Here is a 13,397-nt window from a genome sequence, read left to right on the forward strand (position 1 = left end):
AGTGCAATCCGCCGACCGCGCCGCAACGGGCGTTCATCCATCGCCCATGGACCGCGTCGGCACCGCCGAATCGCCATGCACAAGCCGAACATCCTGGTCATCGAAGATGAATCCGCCATTGCCGACACGATCGACTACGCGCTGTCCACCGACGGTATGGCCGTGGAGCGCTGCGCGCTCGGTGGCGAGGCCCTGGAGCGGCTGCGCACGCAGGCATTCGACCTGGTGATCCTTGATGTCGGCCTGCCCGACCTGAGCGGCTTCGAGGTCTGCCGTACCCTGCGCACGTTCACCGATGTGCCGGTCATCTTCCTGACCGCGCGGCATGACGAGATTGACCGCGTGGTCGGCCTGGAGATCGGCGCGGACGACTATGTGGTGAAACCCTTCTCGCCGCGCGAGCTGGCCGCGCGCGTGCGCGTGATCCTGCGGCGCACCGCGCGCCAGCCAGTTGCAGAAGCCGCGAGCCAGAGCGTATTCACGGTGGACAACGACGGCGCACGCGTGGCCTTCCATGGCCACTGGCTCGAACTCACGCGCTACGAATACCGCATGCTTGCGCTGATGCTGCGCCACCCGGGCCGCATCTACTCACGCGCGCAGCTCATGGACGAGGTCTGGCACGACGCGCCGGACACCATCGACCGCACCGTCGACACCCACATCAAGACCGTGCGCGCCAAGCTGCGCGCGCTCGATGCCGCCAGCGACCCGATCCGCACCCATCGCGGCATGGGCTACTCCATCGAACCATGACGGTCGACAGGGCCTGAACATGCATATCGGGCTTCGCATCTTTTTCGGCTTCTTCGTGATTGTCGGGCTGGCCGCTTTCCTCACGCTGCGCGTCTTTGTGCAGGAGGTGAAGCCCGGCGTCCGGCAGGCCATGGAGGACACGCTCGTCGATACCGCCAATGTGCTGGCCGCCCTGGCGGCGGACGACATGAAGCAGGGCCGGATCAACGATGGCGCCTTCGCCCAGCGGCTGGCGCGGCTGCAGGATACGCCCGTCGACGCCAGCGTCTGGGGCCTGCGCAAGCAGTCGGTCGGCTATCGCATCTACGTCACCGACACGCACGGCATCGTCCGTTTCGACACCACCGGCAGCGCGGTAGGCGCCGACTACTCACGCTGGAACGACGTCTACCTGACGCTGCAGGGCAAGTACGGCGCGCGCAGCACGCGCGCCAATCCCGATGACGAGAACAGCACGGTCATGCACGTCGCCGCGCCGATTCGCGATCCCGCCAATGGCCAGACCATCGGCGTGCTGACCGTCGCCAAGCCCAACCTCGCGATGGCGCCGTTCATCGAGCGCAGCCAGCGCAAGATCCTGCTGTACGGGCTGCTGCTGATGGGCGTCGCGTTCGCGGTTGGCCTGGTCTGCACGCTGTGGCTGGTGTTCGGGCTGCGCCGGCTGCAGCGCTACGCGCGCACCGTGGCAGCCGGCGAGCGCGCGGAAATGCCGCTGCACGGCGCGAGCGAGCTGGCCGAACTGGGGCGCGCGGTGGAAACCATGCGGCTGCGGCTCGAAGGCAAGCAGTATGTCGAGCACTACATCCACACGCTCACGCACGAGATGAAGAGCCCGCTCGCGGCGATCAGCGGCGCGGCGGAACTGCTGCAGGAAGACATGCCGCCGGCGGACCGTCAGCGCTTTGTCGCCAATATCCGCGGCCAATCCCAGCGCCTGGCCCAGATGATCCGCAAGCTGCTGGTGCTGGCCGCGGTAGAGCAGCAGCAGCGGCTGGACCATGCCGAGCGCGTCGAGCTGTTGCCATTGCTGCAGGCACTCGTCGATGAGCTCGAACCGCGCGCGCGCCAGCGCGGCGTGACGTTTGCCCTCGCACCGGACGCCGAACCTGCACTGGCCGTACTGGGCGATCCCTTCATGCTGCGACAGGCCGTCACCAACCTGCTCGAAAACGCGCTCGATTTCGCGCCAGCCGGCAGCACGGTGCGAATAGATGTGTCCGGCGCGCCGGCCGGCCAAATCGCCATACAAGTCGCCGACGATGGCCCGGGCATCCCCGACTACGCGCTGCCGCGCCTGTTCGAACGCTTCTATTCGCTGCCGCGCCCGGACGGCCGGGACAAGAGCACGGGACTTGGCCTCTGCTTCGTGCGCGAGGTCGCGACGCTGCATCACGGCGACATCACCATCCGCAATAGCGACGGCGGTGGCGCGCTTGCCACGCTCACGCTGCCGGCCGCGTCCTGACCCAGCCGGCACGCACTTCACATCGGGCACACAAGCGCTTCACACCGGCCCCGCGGTCTGCGCACACGCGGTGGCTAATCTGGCCGGCACCATCACTTCCGGGGCCCGAGCCATGAACAAAGTCCTGCTGTACAAATCGCTGATCACCGGCGTGCTGATCGTGCTGATCCTGATCCCGCTCAGCCTTGTGGGCAACCTCGTCCAGGAGCGCAAGTCCTACGGCCAGGAGGCCGAGCAGAGTATCTGGAAGAGCTACGCCGGCCCACAGACGCTGACCGGACCGGTGCTCGTGGTGCCGTACAAGGAGGTCACCTCCGTCACCGAACGCGCCGATCCGAAGCAGCCCGCCGTCTCGACGATGCGCGTCGAGGTGCGGCAACTGCTGGTGTTTCCGCAAACCCTGCGCGTGCAGGCCGGCGTTACGCCGGGCGAACGCTACCGCGGCATCCACAAGACGCTGGTGTACGAGATGCAGAGCCGCTGGGAGGGCAGCATCACCCTGCCCTCGCCCGATGACCTGGCCCGCTCGCCCGGCCATGTCCGGTTTGAAGTCGGCCAGCCCTATCTGGCGCTGGGCATTACCGACACACGCGGCCTGATGACTGCGCCCGTGATCGAACTCGATGGCAAGAAATTGCCGCTGCAACAAGGCGCGAAACTGCCCACGCTGCCGCAGGGCCTGCATGCCGATCTGGACCTGCCCGACTTCAAGGTCGCGGCGGGCCATCCGCGCGATGCTGGCCGCACCGTGCCGTTTGCTCTGACGCTGCCGCTGCTGGGCGCGCAATCGCTGTCCGTGGTGCCGATCGCCGCGCAGAACGATATCGCGATTCAGTCGGCGTGGCCGCACCCGAGCTTCGACGGCGAGTTCCTGCCGCGTACGCGTACGGTCGACAACAAAGGGTTCCGCGCGAACTGGAGCGTGACCGCCTTCAACACCAAGGCACGCGAGCAGATTTCGGGCGCAGGCGGCGGCGGTCTGGACACGGTCACGGTCAAGCTGATCGAGCCGGTCAACATCTATCTGCAGACCGAGCGCGCAACCAAGTACGGCATCCTGTTCGTATTGCTGACGTTTGCGGGGTTCTTCCTGTTCGAGCTGGTCAAGCAGCTTCGCATCCACCCAATGCAATACCTGCTGGTGGGCCTGGCGCTGGCGCTGTTCTTCCTGCTGCTGCTGAGCCTCTCCGAACATATCGCCTTTGTGCTGGCCTATGTGGCGGCAAGCGCTGCCTGCATCGGCCTGCTCGGCTTCTACCTGTCGTTCGTGCTGCGCAGCTGGAAACGCGGGCTGGGCTTCGCCACGCTGCTGACCACGCTGTATGGCGCGCTCTACGTGCTGCTGCGCTCGGAAGACAACGCGCTGGTGCTTGGCTCGCTGCTGCTGTTCCTGCTGCTGGCCGCGATCATGGTCGTGACGCGCAAGGTGGACTGGTATGCCGCCGGCGCGGCCTTGCAGCCGCAGCACGACAAGCCCGCCGCCGTTGCGGCGGCGGGAGAGGGTGCGGTCTAGCCGAGCAGCACGCGCAACTGCGCGTCCACGCGCTCGCCCGGCGACTTGCGGAAACCGCTCTTGGCATAGCGATGCCACTGGCCTTGCACGTACGCCATGACCAGCGCGGCGCGCAGCGCGACATCGGCATCGGCCGGGAACGCGCCCTGCGTCACGGCGATCTTCAGGCACTGGCGCAGCGATGCCTCGATGCGGTCGACCATCTGGTTGATACGGTCCTGCAGGCGCTCGTGCTCGCCGACGAGCGCCTCGCCGGTCAGCACGCGCGTCATGCCCGGGTTCTTCTCGGCGAACGACAGCAGCATGCGCACGATGGCCTGCATCTGGCGCAGCCCGTGCTCCTCGGTCGTCGTGATCTGGTTGATCAGGCCGAACACGGTTTGTTCGATGAAGGCGATCAACCCTTCGAACATCTGCGCCTTGCTCGCGAAATGGCGGTACAGCGCCGCCTCCGACACGCTCAGGCGCGCCGCCAGTGCGGCGGTGGTGATCTTTTCCCCGCGCGGGTGCTCGAGCATGGCAGCCAGCGTCTGCAGGATCTGGACGCGGCGTTCGCCCGGCCGCGGCCGCTTGCGCGCCGGCGGCGCGGTTTCGGTGGCCGGCGCGGCGTCCTGCCCGCCCGGCAGGACCGCTTCCGGCGGGGTTCCGTTGCTTTCCATCATGACCCGGTTCTCCGCAATCTTTGTTGTAGTTGATGCATCGATTGTACTTTTATGTCCACATAGGCCGGCCGGTTCGGCACGCGCGCCCGTACGCGCGGCGCGTGATCGGGCTGTGATTGCGGTGACAGCCCGGTAGCGCCTGCCGCCGGAGGGACCTGAGATTCGGCCGCCACCAGCGTCACCGAATGCTCCTGCGCGGCATGGCTCGCATGCTGGCGATCCTCGGCATCCAGCGTGGAACGCACCGCGGCATCGCCGCGGCTGCCGGAAGCTTCCGGCGCCGCCACCGCGTGCGGGCGCGATGGCGCGATCGTGCGCAGGTAGCCCGTGACCCAGGCCGTGCGAATGCCCGTGCCGGCGTAGCGCTTGAGGTGCGACAGCGTGTCTTCCACCAGCACCGCCCGGTGCGGCGCGATGCGGGTCTGCGCGAGCAGCCGGCGCAGCATGCGCCGGTCTGGCTTCGGGCGCAGATGCCCGTGCACCCACATCTGCTCGATGGCGATCACGCGCTCGAAGCAATGGCTGATGCCGGCAATATCGAGCACCTCGCGCGCATAGGCCTGCGGCGCGTTGGTGACGATGATCTTGCGCCCGGGCAGCCGGCGCAGGTGCGCGGCCAGCCCGCGCCGCACGCGCACCATGTCGGCCAGCTCGGGAAATTCGTGCGCGGCGCGCAGGAAATCGGCCGGGTCCACGCCGTGGTGGCGGATCATGCCGAGCAGCGTGGCGCCGTAGCGCTGCCAGTAATCCACGCGCACGCGGCTCGCGGTGGCGTCGTCGCAGCCCAGCACGCGCGCGACGTAGGCCGTCATCAGCCGGTTGATGGCCGGGAAGATGGCATGCGAGGCGTCGTGCAGCGTGTTGTCCAGATCGAACAGCCACACCGTGTCGCCGGACTGGTCACCGGCCGGACGCCGGCGCAGGCGCGCCTGGACACGGCGCGAAGTGGAAGGACTGGAAGACACGCCGGATCGGTGCTGAGGCAAAGGAGGAGAAGACAGCGGGCGGCGCGCCAGCCGGGCGCCGCCCTGGGTGCCGCTCAGTGCGAGCGGATCATCGTGCCGAACGCCTGCTCGGTCAGGATTTCCAGCAGCAGCGAGTGCTCGATGCGGCCATCGATGATGTGCACCGAGTGCACGCCGCTCTTGGCCGCGTCGAGCGCCGACGAGATCTTCGGCAGCATGCCGCCCGAAATGGTGCCGTCGGCGAACAGTTCCTCGATCTCGCGCGCGGACAGGTCGGTCAGCAGGTTGCCCTTCTTGTCCATCACGCCGGGGATGTTGGTCATCATGACCAGCTTCTCGGCCTTGAGGATCTCGGCCATCTTGCCGGCAACCACGTCGGCGTTGATGTTGTAGGCCTGGCCGTCGTCTGAGAAGCCGATCGGCGAGATCACCGGGATGAACGCGTCGTCCTGCAGCGCCTTGACCACGGCCGGGTTGATCGCCTCGATGTCGCCGACGTAGCCGATATCGATGAACGCACCCGGGTTCTCGCGGTCGGGCATCTGCAGGCGCTTGGCGCGGATCAGGCCGCCGTCCTTGCCGGTCAGGCCCACGGCCTGGCCGCCGTACTGGTTGATCAGCATCACGATGTCCTGCTGGACCTCACCGCCGAGCACCCACTCGACCACTTCCATGGTCTCCTCGTCAGTCACGCGCATGCCTTGCACGAAGGTGCCGACCTTGCCGACCTTCTTGAGCGCCTCATCGATCTGCGGGCCGCCGCCGTGCACCACCACCGGGTTCATGCCGACCAGCTTCAGCAGGATCACGTCGCGCGCGAAGCCGTGCTTGAGCTTTTCCTCGGTCATGGCATTGCCGCCGTACTTGACCACGATGGTCTTGCCGTGGAACTTGCGGATATAGGGCAGCGCCTCGGCGAGGATCTCGGCCTTGAGGGCGGGGGCGATAGCGGCCACCGCAGTCGCGGCAGCTCCAGGGTTGTCGGCGTTCATGGCTGGGGACATCCGTGAGAATCAACAGGTATGATGGCAAATCTGCCGCAAACCTGACGGAAAACTCACGGGGATCGCCCGAAAGTGCACCATAGGGCCACGGCAGGCGCCGATTTTACAAGAATCCGCGAGGTGCGCGGGCGACCGGCTCACGGGGCCGGGCACAAGCCGGGCCGATGCGCCGCGTGGCGCACGACACGGCGCCCCGGCGTCATCTTTGCGCAACACGTCCGGACCAACGCCGCAGCGATGCCTCACGACACCGCCGACCTGGAAGCCCTTCGCCCCCACCTGCTTCGCTTCGCGCGGCTGCAGCTGCGCGACGAAGCGCTCGCGGAAGACGCGGTGTCCGACACCCTGCTGGCCGTGCTGGAGCACCCGGAACGCTTTGCCGGGCAATCTGCGCTGAAGACCTACCTGGTCGGCATCCTCAAGCACAAGATCATCGACCTGCTGCGCAGCGGCCGGCGCGAAGTGCGGCTGGCGCTGGCCACCGACGAGGACGGCGAGACCCAGTCCGAGCAGGACGCCTTCGACGCGCTCTTCACACGCAACGGCCACTACCAGGACATGCCATCCGACTGGGGCAATCCGGACCGGACGCTGGAGCGGCGCGAGTTCTTCGAGATCCTGCAGGCCTGCGTCGACCGCCTGCCCGCCAAAACGGCACGGGTCTTCATGATGCGCGAATGGCTGGAGCTCGAGACCGAAGAAATCTGTCAGGATTTGGACGTCAGCGCGACCAATGTGTGGGTCATCCTGTACCGCGCCCGTATGCGCCTGCGCGAGTGCCTGGAACTGAACTGGTTCGGGCAGCAGCCCGGACTGACGACCGGCAAGACGCGGTGACCCGCCTGAAAGGAACCCATGCCTGATTCGTCCCGCCACCGCCTGCTGCCCAACTGCGAGGAAGTCCATCATCTGACCATGAAGGGGATGGATCGCCCCCTGAGCTGGACCGAGCGTCTGCGCGTGCGCAGCCACCTGGTCATCTGCGACGCCTGCACGCGTTTCAGCGCGCAAATGGAGATGATGCGCTCGGCCATGCGCCGGCTGGGCGAGGATGATCAGGACGGCCAGGACGGCGATATGCCGGGAAGCCCGCGGTGACCGATCCGTCCACCGTGCTCGCCGGCCAGTTGCGCCCGGTCGAACACTGCAGCGAGTGCGGAGCGGGCTTCGTGTGCGGCTACGTGGCCGGCTTGCCCGAATGCTGGTGCGCCAGCCAGCCGCTGCTGCCCGCGCGCAGGATCGTGCCGAACCAGCACTGCCTGTGCCCGACCTGCCTGCAGAAACGCCAGGCCGCGGCTCAGGAAGCCTCTCAGACCCCGGACTGAAGCGGAGGCGCGGCTTGCGGCCGCGCCTCATGTGCCGCACTCCACTGCATCACCACCATGCCGGCCACGATCAGCGCCGCGCCGGCCACGCGTGCCGGCGTCAGCGCACGCACCGCGAAGCCTGCCAGCCCGAAGTGATCGACCGCCAGGGCCGCCGCCACCTGGCCGGCCACCACCGCGGCAATGAAGCCGCCGGCACCCAATCGCGGCGCCATCAGCAACGCGGCTGTGATATAGAAGACGCCCAGCACCCCGCCGATCCATATCCATGGCGGCCGGGACGCCGACAGCGGCAGCGTCGGCAGTGGCACCTTCAACAGCCAGAGCAGCGGCAGGATGGCGGCCAGGCTGACCAGCAGGGATACCACCGTCGCCCACAGCGGATGCCCGAGCGTGCGGCTAAGCGTGGCGTTGGCGCCTGCCTGAAACGGAATGGCCGCCCCGGCCAGCACGGCCGTGGCAAGCGGGAGAAGCAGGTTTGTCGGAAGGGTCGTGCCTGACATGGCGCACTCCGTAAGGCAATATTCGATGCCTGACAGTGTGAAATATCGCAGAATGAATTTCCAATTCTGCTTTCATACGTTTAATATTCACCGAATGAATAGCCTACGCGGTATCGACCTGAACCTGCTGGTGGTGCTGGAAGCACTGCTGGCCGAACGCCACATCTCCCGCGCCGCGCTGCGCCTGCACCTGAGCCAGCCGGCGGTCAGCCACGCGCTGGGCCGGCTGCGCCAGTTGCTGGACGATCCCATCCTGGTACGCGGCAAGGGCGGACTCGTGCCAAGCGCGCGCGCCCATGAAATCGCCGGCCCGCTGGCCGAAGCGCTGTCGCAAGTGCGGATTCTGCTCGGACCCGGCGGTTTCCAACCCGCCACGGCGCGCCGCACGTTCCGTCTGGCGATGTCGGACTACGGCGCGCTGGTCGTGCTGCCGCGGCTGCTGCGCGCGGTGCGCAAGGCGGCGCCAAATATCGACCTCGTGGTTACACAGGCGAGCCGTGAAGCCATGACGGCACAGGTGGCCGACGGCGAGATCGACATGGCGCTGGGCGTCTTCGCGCATCAGCCGGAAGGCGTGCAGGCGACGGCCCTGTTCGAAGAAAGCTATGCCTGCGCCGTCGATGCGGCGACCGTGCGCGACACCGGCAGGCTGGACCAGGTGGCTTACCTCGCGCGTTCCCACGTGCTGGTCGCCACGCACAGCGAGCGTGTCGATGCCATCGATGCCGCGGTCGCCAAGATCGGTGGACGCCGCAAGATCGCCTGCGTGGTACCGCATTGGAGCGTGGCGCCCGCATTGATCGCCGGCACCAACCTGGTCCTGACCACGGCACGCCGCAGCCTGGCGGCACTGGAAGCGGATCCGCGCTACGCGGTGTTCGATCCGCCGTTCCCGCTCGACGACTTCACGTTCAGCATGATCTGGCACGACCGCACCGACGCCGATCCGGGCCACACCTGGCTGCGCGAACGCGTGCAGGCCGCTGCGGCCACTCAGGAATCGGACGAGCCGATCAGCTTGCGCGGCTGACGCGCAGGCGTCGGCCTGCCGCCGGTCTGCGGCGGGCCCGACTTGCGCACGGCGCCTTTGCCGCGCGACGGTTGCGGCGCGCCCGTGCCGCCACGGAATACGAGCTTCTGGCGGGTACCGAGCTGCTTGTTGGCCATCTCTTCCCCCGCCGCTCGGTCGATTTAGTGCTTGTGATCGCCGTGGCCGCCCTGGCTGGCGGCGCTGGCGGTCATGTCGCGCACTTCGGCGGTGACCTTCTGCTCGATCACCTTGCCGCCCTGCTCGATCTTCAGCGTGATGGGCACCGTATCGCCCTTCTTGAGCTGGGATTTCAGGTCCGTCAGCATCACGTGGTAGCCGCCCGGCTTGAGTTCGACGTCCTGCATCTTCGGCAGATCCAGCGACGGGATCTGGCGCATGCGCATGACGTTGCCTTCCATCTTCATCTCGTGCAGCTCCGCCACACCGACCGGCGACGACACGCCGACCAGCTTCGCGTTGTCATGCGCGTGCAGCACCATGAAGGCGCCCGACGCCGTCTGGGTCGGCACCGTGCCGCGCACCCAGGCGTTGCTGACATCGACCTGCGCCAGCGCGGCGCCCGAGGCCAGCATGGCGAACGATGCGGCCAGCGTGGCCGCGCGGAATTTGGCTTGCATGTAGGGCTCTCCCGAAAGCAGACATTAGACCATGCTACCGCCGGACGGTGCCGGCAGCGCAGATAACCGGATAGTCTGGCAGCCGCAGCCCCACGTGACCAATGCGGCAAGGTGTCGCACATGCCGGAGCCGCCGGGCCGCATTGATACACTCGCAGCATGCATGCCGCTCCCGCCGCTCCTGCCGGTGCCCATCCGCCAGCCTTCACCGCTTCGCCGCCACTTCCGGCCGGCCCCGCCGCGCGCCCGAACCTGGTGAGCCTGCGCCGGCTGTTCTGGCTGCGCTGGGCGCTGCTGGCCGGGCAGGCACTGTGCCTGCTGTCGTGCGAGCCGATCATCGGCGTCGCGCTGCCGACGGGCCCGCTGCTGGTTGTCTTCGCGCTGCAGGCGCTGTTCAACGTGCTGACCGGACTGCGCCTGCGGCTGCACACCCGGCACGGCACGGTGCCCGGCGAAGCCGAGCTGATGGGCCAGTTGCTGGTCGACCTGACCGCGCTGTCGGCAATCCTGTTCTATACCGGCGGCGCCACCAACCCGTTCGTGTCTTTCTATCTGCCGGGGCTGGCCATCGCCGCGGCCATCCTGCCATGGCGGCAAGTGATCGCGCTCGCGTGCTTCGCGCTGGCCTGCTACACGGTGCTGCTGTTCGAGTACCTGCCGCTGGACCTGCATGATCCGGACAAGGCCGTGAACTACCACCTCGCCGGCATGTGGCTGAATTTCGTGGCCAGCGCGGTAATGATCGCGCTGTTCGTGGCGCGGCTTTCCGGCGTGCTGCGCCAGCGCGAGGCACAACTGCACCTCGCACGCGAGCAACTGCTGCGTGAAGCGCGCGTGGAAGACCTCAATGCCCAGGCGGCAGCTGTCGCGCACGAGATCGGCACGCCGCTGGCGACGCTGGCGGTCATCGCGGGCGAGCTGCGCGGCGATGCCTCGGACCGTGCGCGCGGTGTCACACCGGTTGCCGACTACCTGCCGGACCTGCTGACCGTCGAACAGCAACTGGAATTGTGCCGAACCATCCTGGCGCGGCTGCGCGAGGATCCGGCCACGCTCGAGCCCGCGCGCATCGACGCATGGCTCGGCGGCTTCGCCGAGCGCTGGCAACTGCGCCATCCCAATGCCACGTTGCAGGCCAGCGCCACCGCGCAGGCCGGCGCACTGGCCATCGAACCGGCGCGCGTGGGTCAGATCCTGACCATCCTGCTGGATAACGCTGCGCGCAGCCAGCAATCGGCCGGGAACGCACAACGGCCGCTGCAACTGGAAATCGCCTTCGAGCAGGGCAACCTCGCCTTCCGCGTGAGCGACCACGGTGATGGCATTCCGCACGAACTGCGCACGCAGCTTGGCGAAGCGCCCGTGGTCAGTCCGCACGGCGGCCAGGGCATCGGCCTGTACCTCGCGCAGAGCGGCGCGCGGCAGATGGGCGGTGGACTCGCCTGGTGCGATCGACCCGGCGGCGGCACCGTCGCCGAACTGCGCGTGCCGTCCTCCCCTTCCCTGGCAGTCAATCCGTCATGACCGTTACCCACCACCCGGTTCCCGAATCGACCGCGCCGGCAGGCACGCCCTTCCTGGTCATCGACGATGATGCGGTGTTCTCCGGCGCGCTGGCCCGTGCGCTGACGCGCCGCGGCTACGCCGTGCAGGTCGCGCACAACAGCAGCACGGCGCTGGCACTGGCCGCGCGCACGGCGTTTGCGTACGTCACGCTGGACCTGCACCTTGGGCCACCACCTGAAGCAGGCAGCACGGCACCGGCCGAGTCCGGGCTGCAACTGGTCGGGCCGTTGCGCCAGTCGCTGCCTGACGCGCGCATCCTGGTGCTGACCGGCTACGCGAGCATCGCCACCGCGGTGGCCGCGGTCAAGCAAGGAGCCGATGAATACCTGGCCAAACCCGCGAACGTGGATTCGATCCTCACGGCCCTGATGGCGGGCATCTCTGAGGAGGCGGCGGAAGCCGCGATGGAAGAGCCGGTGCCACTGTCAGTGGCCAGGCTCGAGTGGGAGCACATCCAGCGCGTGCTGAACGAGCACGGCGGCAATATCTCCGCGACCGCGCGCGCGCTGAACATGCACCGGCGCACGCTGCAGCGCAAGCTGGGCAAGCGGCCGGTATCGCGCTGACCGTACGGAGCGGATTACAGCCGAAGCTGCACGTAGTCCCATTCCAGTGCATCGCTGGCGCCGTCCGACTTGTCTTGCCGCGCGACTACGCGCAGCGCGTCGCTGGCGTGACGGTCGGCCAGCGTGAACAGCTCCCCGGATTGCAGTGCGAGCGTAGCCGCCGCAACCGCGGCGGCGCCCAGGCTGCCATGCCGCGCGACGGGCGCGGCCGCGCCTGCCGGACGCATGCACAGGAAAGCAGTTGCCGCAGCAATTGCGGCCAACAAGCCGGCGGTAGCGACCACCACGCGGCTGAACTGAGTCTTCACCATGTTTTTCCTCCTGCCAGTAGGTTGTTGAAATGCGGTGGCTCCCGCATCTGCCATTCGGCTCAAGGTGCGCAAGGGTCTCATCGGGCGGCTGGTGTGCGCCAGTGTGCTTACCAATGCTTACCAACCTTACCGAGATGTGGCAGGGTCGATACGTCTGATACGTCCGTGACACGCATTGCTGACATCCACGGCTGCGGCACTACGCCGCATCGGCCCACAACACGAGGCAGCAGCCGCGCCGCTAGACTGGCGGGCTGACAAGGAGAACTTCATGCATGACCCGCTTTCCCTGCGCCGGCTCGCGCGTCAGTGGCTGCTGCCCGCCGCGCTGATGACGGTGTCCGCCGCCGCGTCGGCCCATATCGTCTTCGAACAGAAGCAAGCGCCGGCAGGGAGCTACTACAAGGGCACGCTGATGGTTGGCCACGGCTGCAATGGCAGCGCCACGCGCGCCATCACGGTCACGATCCCCGACGGCGTGCAAGGCGCGCATCCGCAGCCGAAGGCCGGCTGGCAGCTCGAGGTCAAGCGCGCAGCGCTGGCCAAGCCCGTCCAGTCGCACGGCAAGCTGATGACCGACGATGTGCGTACGCTGCGCTGGTTCGGCGGCACGCTGGCCGACGCGCACTTCGACGAGTTCGTGATGCTGATGAAGTTGCCCGAGCAGGGCGGCAAGCTGTACTTCCCTGTCGTGCAGGAATGCGAGAACGGGACGACGGAATGGACGCAGGTGCCGGCAGACGGACAGACGACGCGTGATTTGAAGTCACCGGCGGCGGAGCTGGAGGTGGTGGCGCCGGCGGGGCATATGCAGGGGCACTCGCACTAAGGGGGGGTGTCAATTGCGCTTGGCTGGCGCCGCTGGTTTTGCTGGCGTAGCCGGGTGGGGGGTTTTGTGGTTGGGATTGCGGTGTTGTGCTTGGCAGGCGCCGCTGTTTCGCCGGCGTAGCCGGCGGAATTTCTTTTGGGCGGAGTGGCGGTGGCGTTCTTGGCAGGCGCCGCTGTTTCGCCGGCGTAGCCGGCGAGTCACTTTTTGTCCGAGCGACAAAAAGTAACCAAAAAGCGCGTCGTTGCCGCTGGCCATCAATTCCACG

General features: G+C 67.5%; 18 protein-coding genes. 10 read left to right on the forward strand and 8 right to left on the reverse strand.

Features of this window, described 5'->3' with window-relative positions; all coding sequences use genetic code 11:
* Positions 1-75: 75 nt before the first annotated feature.
* The 3 genes from creB to creD all read left to right on the forward strand — a co-directional run bounded on the left by creB (position 76) and on the right by creD (position 3,734).
* Positions 76-756: a two-component system response regulator CreB gene (gene creB, locus KHO41_RS16310; protein WP_211954314.1), complete on the forward strand. Its 681-nt coding sequence runs from the start codon at positions 76-78 to the stop codon at positions 754-756.
* Between the two features lie 19 nt (positions 757-775).
* Complete coding sequence (gene creC / locus KHO41_RS16315; RefSeq protein WP_211954315.1) at positions 776-2,221, forward strand: two-component system sensor histidine kinase CreC; 1,446 nt, start codon at positions 776-778, stop codon at positions 2,219-2,221.
* A gap of 112 nt (positions 2,222-2,333) precedes the next feature.
* Complete coding sequence (gene creD / locus KHO41_RS16320) at positions 2,334-3,734, forward strand: cell envelope integrity protein CreD (protein WP_211954316.1); 1,401 nt, start codon at positions 2,334-2,336, stop codon at positions 3,732-3,734.
* Here creD and slmA read toward each other — a convergent pair.
* The 3 genes from slmA to argB form a co-directional block, all read right to left on the reverse strand.
* On the reverse strand, positions 3,731-4,396 hold the full coding sequence (gene slmA / locus KHO41_RS16325) for a nucleoid occlusion factor SlmA (RefSeq protein WP_211954317.1): 666 nt from the start codon (positions 4,394-4,396) through the stop codon (positions 3,731-3,733). The genes creD and slmA overlap by 4 nt on opposite strands.
* Positions 4,393-5,361 (reverse strand): pyrimidine 5'-nucleotidase, encoded by a 969-nt coding sequence (locus KHO41_RS16330; RefSeq protein WP_211954318.1) that lies wholly within the window; start codon positions 5,359-5,361, stop codon positions 4,393-4,395. The genes slmA and KHO41_RS16330 overlap by 4 nt, the downstream gene beginning before the upstream one ends.
* Before the next feature lie 74 nt (positions 5,362-5,435).
* The gene (gene argB, locus KHO41_RS16335) at positions 5,436-6,365 is read right to left on the reverse strand and encodes an acetylglutamate kinase (RefSeq protein WP_011296370.1); all 930 of its coding nucleotides are present in this window, start codon (positions 6,363-6,365) and stop codon (positions 5,436-5,438) included.
* A gap of 237 nt (positions 6,366-6,602) precedes the next feature.
* On the opposite strand from argB, the gene KHO41_RS16340 reads away from it, so the two are divergent.
* From KHO41_RS16340 to KHO41_RS16350, 3 genes are read left to right on the forward strand one after another with little or no spacing between them, the layout of a single operon-like run.
* Positions 6,603-7,202, forward strand: coding sequence for a sigma-70 family RNA polymerase sigma factor (locus KHO41_RS16340; RefSeq protein ID WP_211954319.1), 600 nt, complete (start codon positions 6,603-6,605; stop codon positions 7,200-7,202).
* 18 nt (positions 7,203-7,220) lie between these two features.
* A complete protein-coding gene (locus KHO41_RS16345) occupies positions 7,221-7,463 on the forward strand; it encodes a zf-HC2 domain-containing protein (RefSeq protein ID WP_211954320.1) in 243 nt (80 codons plus the stop codon).
* Positions 7,460-7,690 carry a cysteine-rich CWC family protein gene (locus KHO41_RS16350; protein WP_211954321.1) on the forward strand — a complete coding sequence of 77 codons (231 nt, stop codon included), beginning with the start codon at positions 7,460-7,462 and terminating at the stop codon, positions 7,688-7,690. The genes KHO41_RS16345 and KHO41_RS16350 overlap by 4 nt, the downstream gene beginning before the upstream one ends.
* Here KHO41_RS16350 and KHO41_RS16355 read toward each other — a convergent pair.
* Complete coding sequence (locus KHO41_RS16355) at positions 7,675-8,193, reverse strand: DMT family transporter (protein WP_211954322.1); 519 nt, start codon at positions 8,191-8,193, stop codon at positions 7,675-7,677. The two genes, KHO41_RS16350 and KHO41_RS16355, sit on opposite strands and share 16 nt — an antisense overlap.
* A gap of 94 nt (positions 8,194-8,287) precedes the next feature.
* Here KHO41_RS16355 and KHO41_RS16360 point away from each other — a divergent pair, with 94 nt between their 5' ends.
* Positions 8,288-9,223, forward strand: a complete 936-nt coding sequence (locus KHO41_RS16360) for a LysR family transcriptional regulator (RefSeq protein ID WP_211954323.1) — start codon at positions 8,288-8,290, stop codon at positions 9,221-9,223.
* On the opposite strand, the gene KHO41_RS16365 is transcribed toward KHO41_RS16360, so the two are convergent.
* Both KHO41_RS16365 and KHO41_RS16370 read right to left on the reverse strand, forming a co-directional pair.
* Complete coding sequence (locus KHO41_RS16365) at positions 9,187-9,360, reverse strand: hypothetical protein (RefSeq protein ID WP_211954324.1); 174 nt, start codon at positions 9,358-9,360, stop codon at positions 9,187-9,189. The genes KHO41_RS16360 and KHO41_RS16365 overlap by 37 nt on opposite strands.
* Positions 9,361-9,384: 24 nt before the next feature.
* Positions 9,385-9,861, reverse strand: a complete 477-nt coding sequence (locus KHO41_RS16370) for a copper chaperone PCu(A)C (RefSeq protein WP_011296364.1) — start codon at positions 9,859-9,861, stop codon at positions 9,385-9,387.
* 158 nt (positions 9,862-10,019) lie between these two features.
* On the opposite strand from KHO41_RS16370, the gene KHO41_RS16375 reads away from it, so the two are divergent.
* Both KHO41_RS16375 and KHO41_RS16380 read left to right on the forward strand, forming a co-directional pair.
* On the forward strand, positions 10,020-11,384 hold the full coding sequence (locus KHO41_RS16375) for an ATP-binding protein (protein WP_211954325.1): 1,365 nt from the start codon (positions 10,020-10,022) through the stop codon (positions 11,382-11,384).
* Complete coding sequence (locus KHO41_RS16380) at positions 11,381-11,992, forward strand: response regulator transcription factor (protein WP_211954326.1); 612 nt, start codon at positions 11,381-11,383, stop codon at positions 11,990-11,992. The genes KHO41_RS16375 and KHO41_RS16380 overlap by 4 nt, the downstream gene beginning before the upstream one ends.
* 14 nt (positions 11,993-12,006) lie before the next feature.
* On the opposite strand, the gene KHO41_RS16385 is transcribed toward KHO41_RS16380, so the two are convergent.
* On the reverse strand, positions 12,007-12,303 hold the full coding sequence (locus tag KHO41_RS16385) for a hypothetical protein (RefSeq protein WP_211954327.1): 297 nt from the start codon (positions 12,301-12,303) through the stop codon (positions 12,007-12,009).
* A gap of 271 nt (positions 12,304-12,574) precedes the next feature.
* On the opposite strand from KHO41_RS16385, the gene KHO41_RS16390 reads away from it, so the two are divergent.
* The gene (locus KHO41_RS16390) at positions 12,575-13,132 is read left to right on the forward strand and encodes a YcnI family copper-binding membrane protein (protein WP_376989937.1); all 558 of its coding nucleotides are present in this window, start codon (positions 12,575-12,577) and stop codon (positions 13,130-13,132) included.
* 9 nt (positions 13,133-13,141) lie between these two features.
* On the opposite strand, the gene KHO41_RS16395 is transcribed toward KHO41_RS16390, so the two are convergent.
* A partial coding sequence (locus tag KHO41_RS16395; RefSeq protein WP_211954328.1) for a hypothetical protein occupies positions 13,142-13,397 on the reverse strand: 256 nt, incomplete at its 5' end.

The organism is Cupriavidus numazuensis (assembly GCF_905397435.1).
GTDB lineage: Bacteria > Pseudomonadota > Gammaproteobacteria > Burkholderiales > Burkholderiaceae > Cupriavidus > Cupriavidus numazuensis.

Excerpts from the sequence above, each read along its gene's own strand:
- creB (WP_211954314.1), top strand. The coding sequence starts at position 76 with ATGCACAAGCCGAACATCCTGGTCATCGAAGATGAATCCGCCATTGCC.
- creC (WP_211954315.1), top strand. The coding sequence starts at position 776 with ATGCATATCGGGCTTCGCATCTTTTTCGGCTTCTTCGTGATTGTCGGG.
- creD (WP_211954316.1), top strand. The coding sequence starts at position 2,334 with ATGAACAAAGTCCTGCTGTACAAATCGCTGATCACCGGCGTGCTGATC.
- slmA (WP_211954317.1), bottom strand. The coding sequence starts at position 4,396 with ATGATGGAAAGCAACGGAACCCCGCCGGAAGCGGTCCTGCCGGGCGGG.
- argB (WP_011296370.1), bottom strand. The coding sequence starts at position 6,365 with ATGTCCCCAGCCATGAACGCCGACAACCCTGGAGCTGCCGCGACTGCG.
- KHO41_RS16340 (WP_211954319.1), top strand. The coding sequence starts at position 6,603 with ATGCCTCACGACACCGCCGACCTGGAAGCCCTTCGCCCCCACCTGCTT.
- KHO41_RS16345 (WP_211954320.1), top strand. The coding sequence starts at position 7,221 with ATGCCTGATTCGTCCCGCCACCGCCTGCTGCCCAACTGCGAGGAAGTC.
- KHO41_RS16355 (WP_211954322.1), bottom strand. The coding sequence starts at position 8,193 with ATGTCAGGCACGACCCTTCCGACAAACCTGCTTCTCCCGCTTGCCACG.
- KHO41_RS16360 (WP_211954323.1), top strand. The coding sequence starts at position 8,288 with ATGAATAGCCTACGCGGTATCGACCTGAACCTGCTGGTGGTGCTGGAA.
- KHO41_RS16365 (WP_211954324.1), bottom strand. The coding sequence starts at position 9,360 with ATGGCCAACAAGCAGCTCGGTACCCGCCAGAAGCTCGTATTCCGTGGC.
- KHO41_RS16370 (WP_011296364.1), bottom strand. The coding sequence starts at position 9,861 with ATGCAAGCCAAATTCCGCGCGGCCACGCTGGCCGCATCGTTCGCCATG.
- KHO41_RS16375 (WP_211954325.1), top strand. The coding sequence starts at position 10,020 with ATGCATGCCGCTCCCGCCGCTCCTGCCGGTGCCCATCCGCCAGCCTTC.
- KHO41_RS16380 (WP_211954326.1), top strand. The coding sequence starts at position 11,381 with ATGACCGTTACCCACCACCCGGTTCCCGAATCGACCGCGCCGGCAGGC.
- KHO41_RS16385 (WP_211954327.1), bottom strand. The coding sequence starts at position 12,303 with ATGGTGAAGACTCAGTTCAGCCGCGTGGTGGTCGCTACCGCCGGCTTG.
- KHO41_RS16390 (WP_376989937.1), top strand. The coding sequence starts at position 12,575 with ATGCATGACCCGCTTTCCCTGCGCCGGCTCGCGCGTCAGTGGCTGCTG.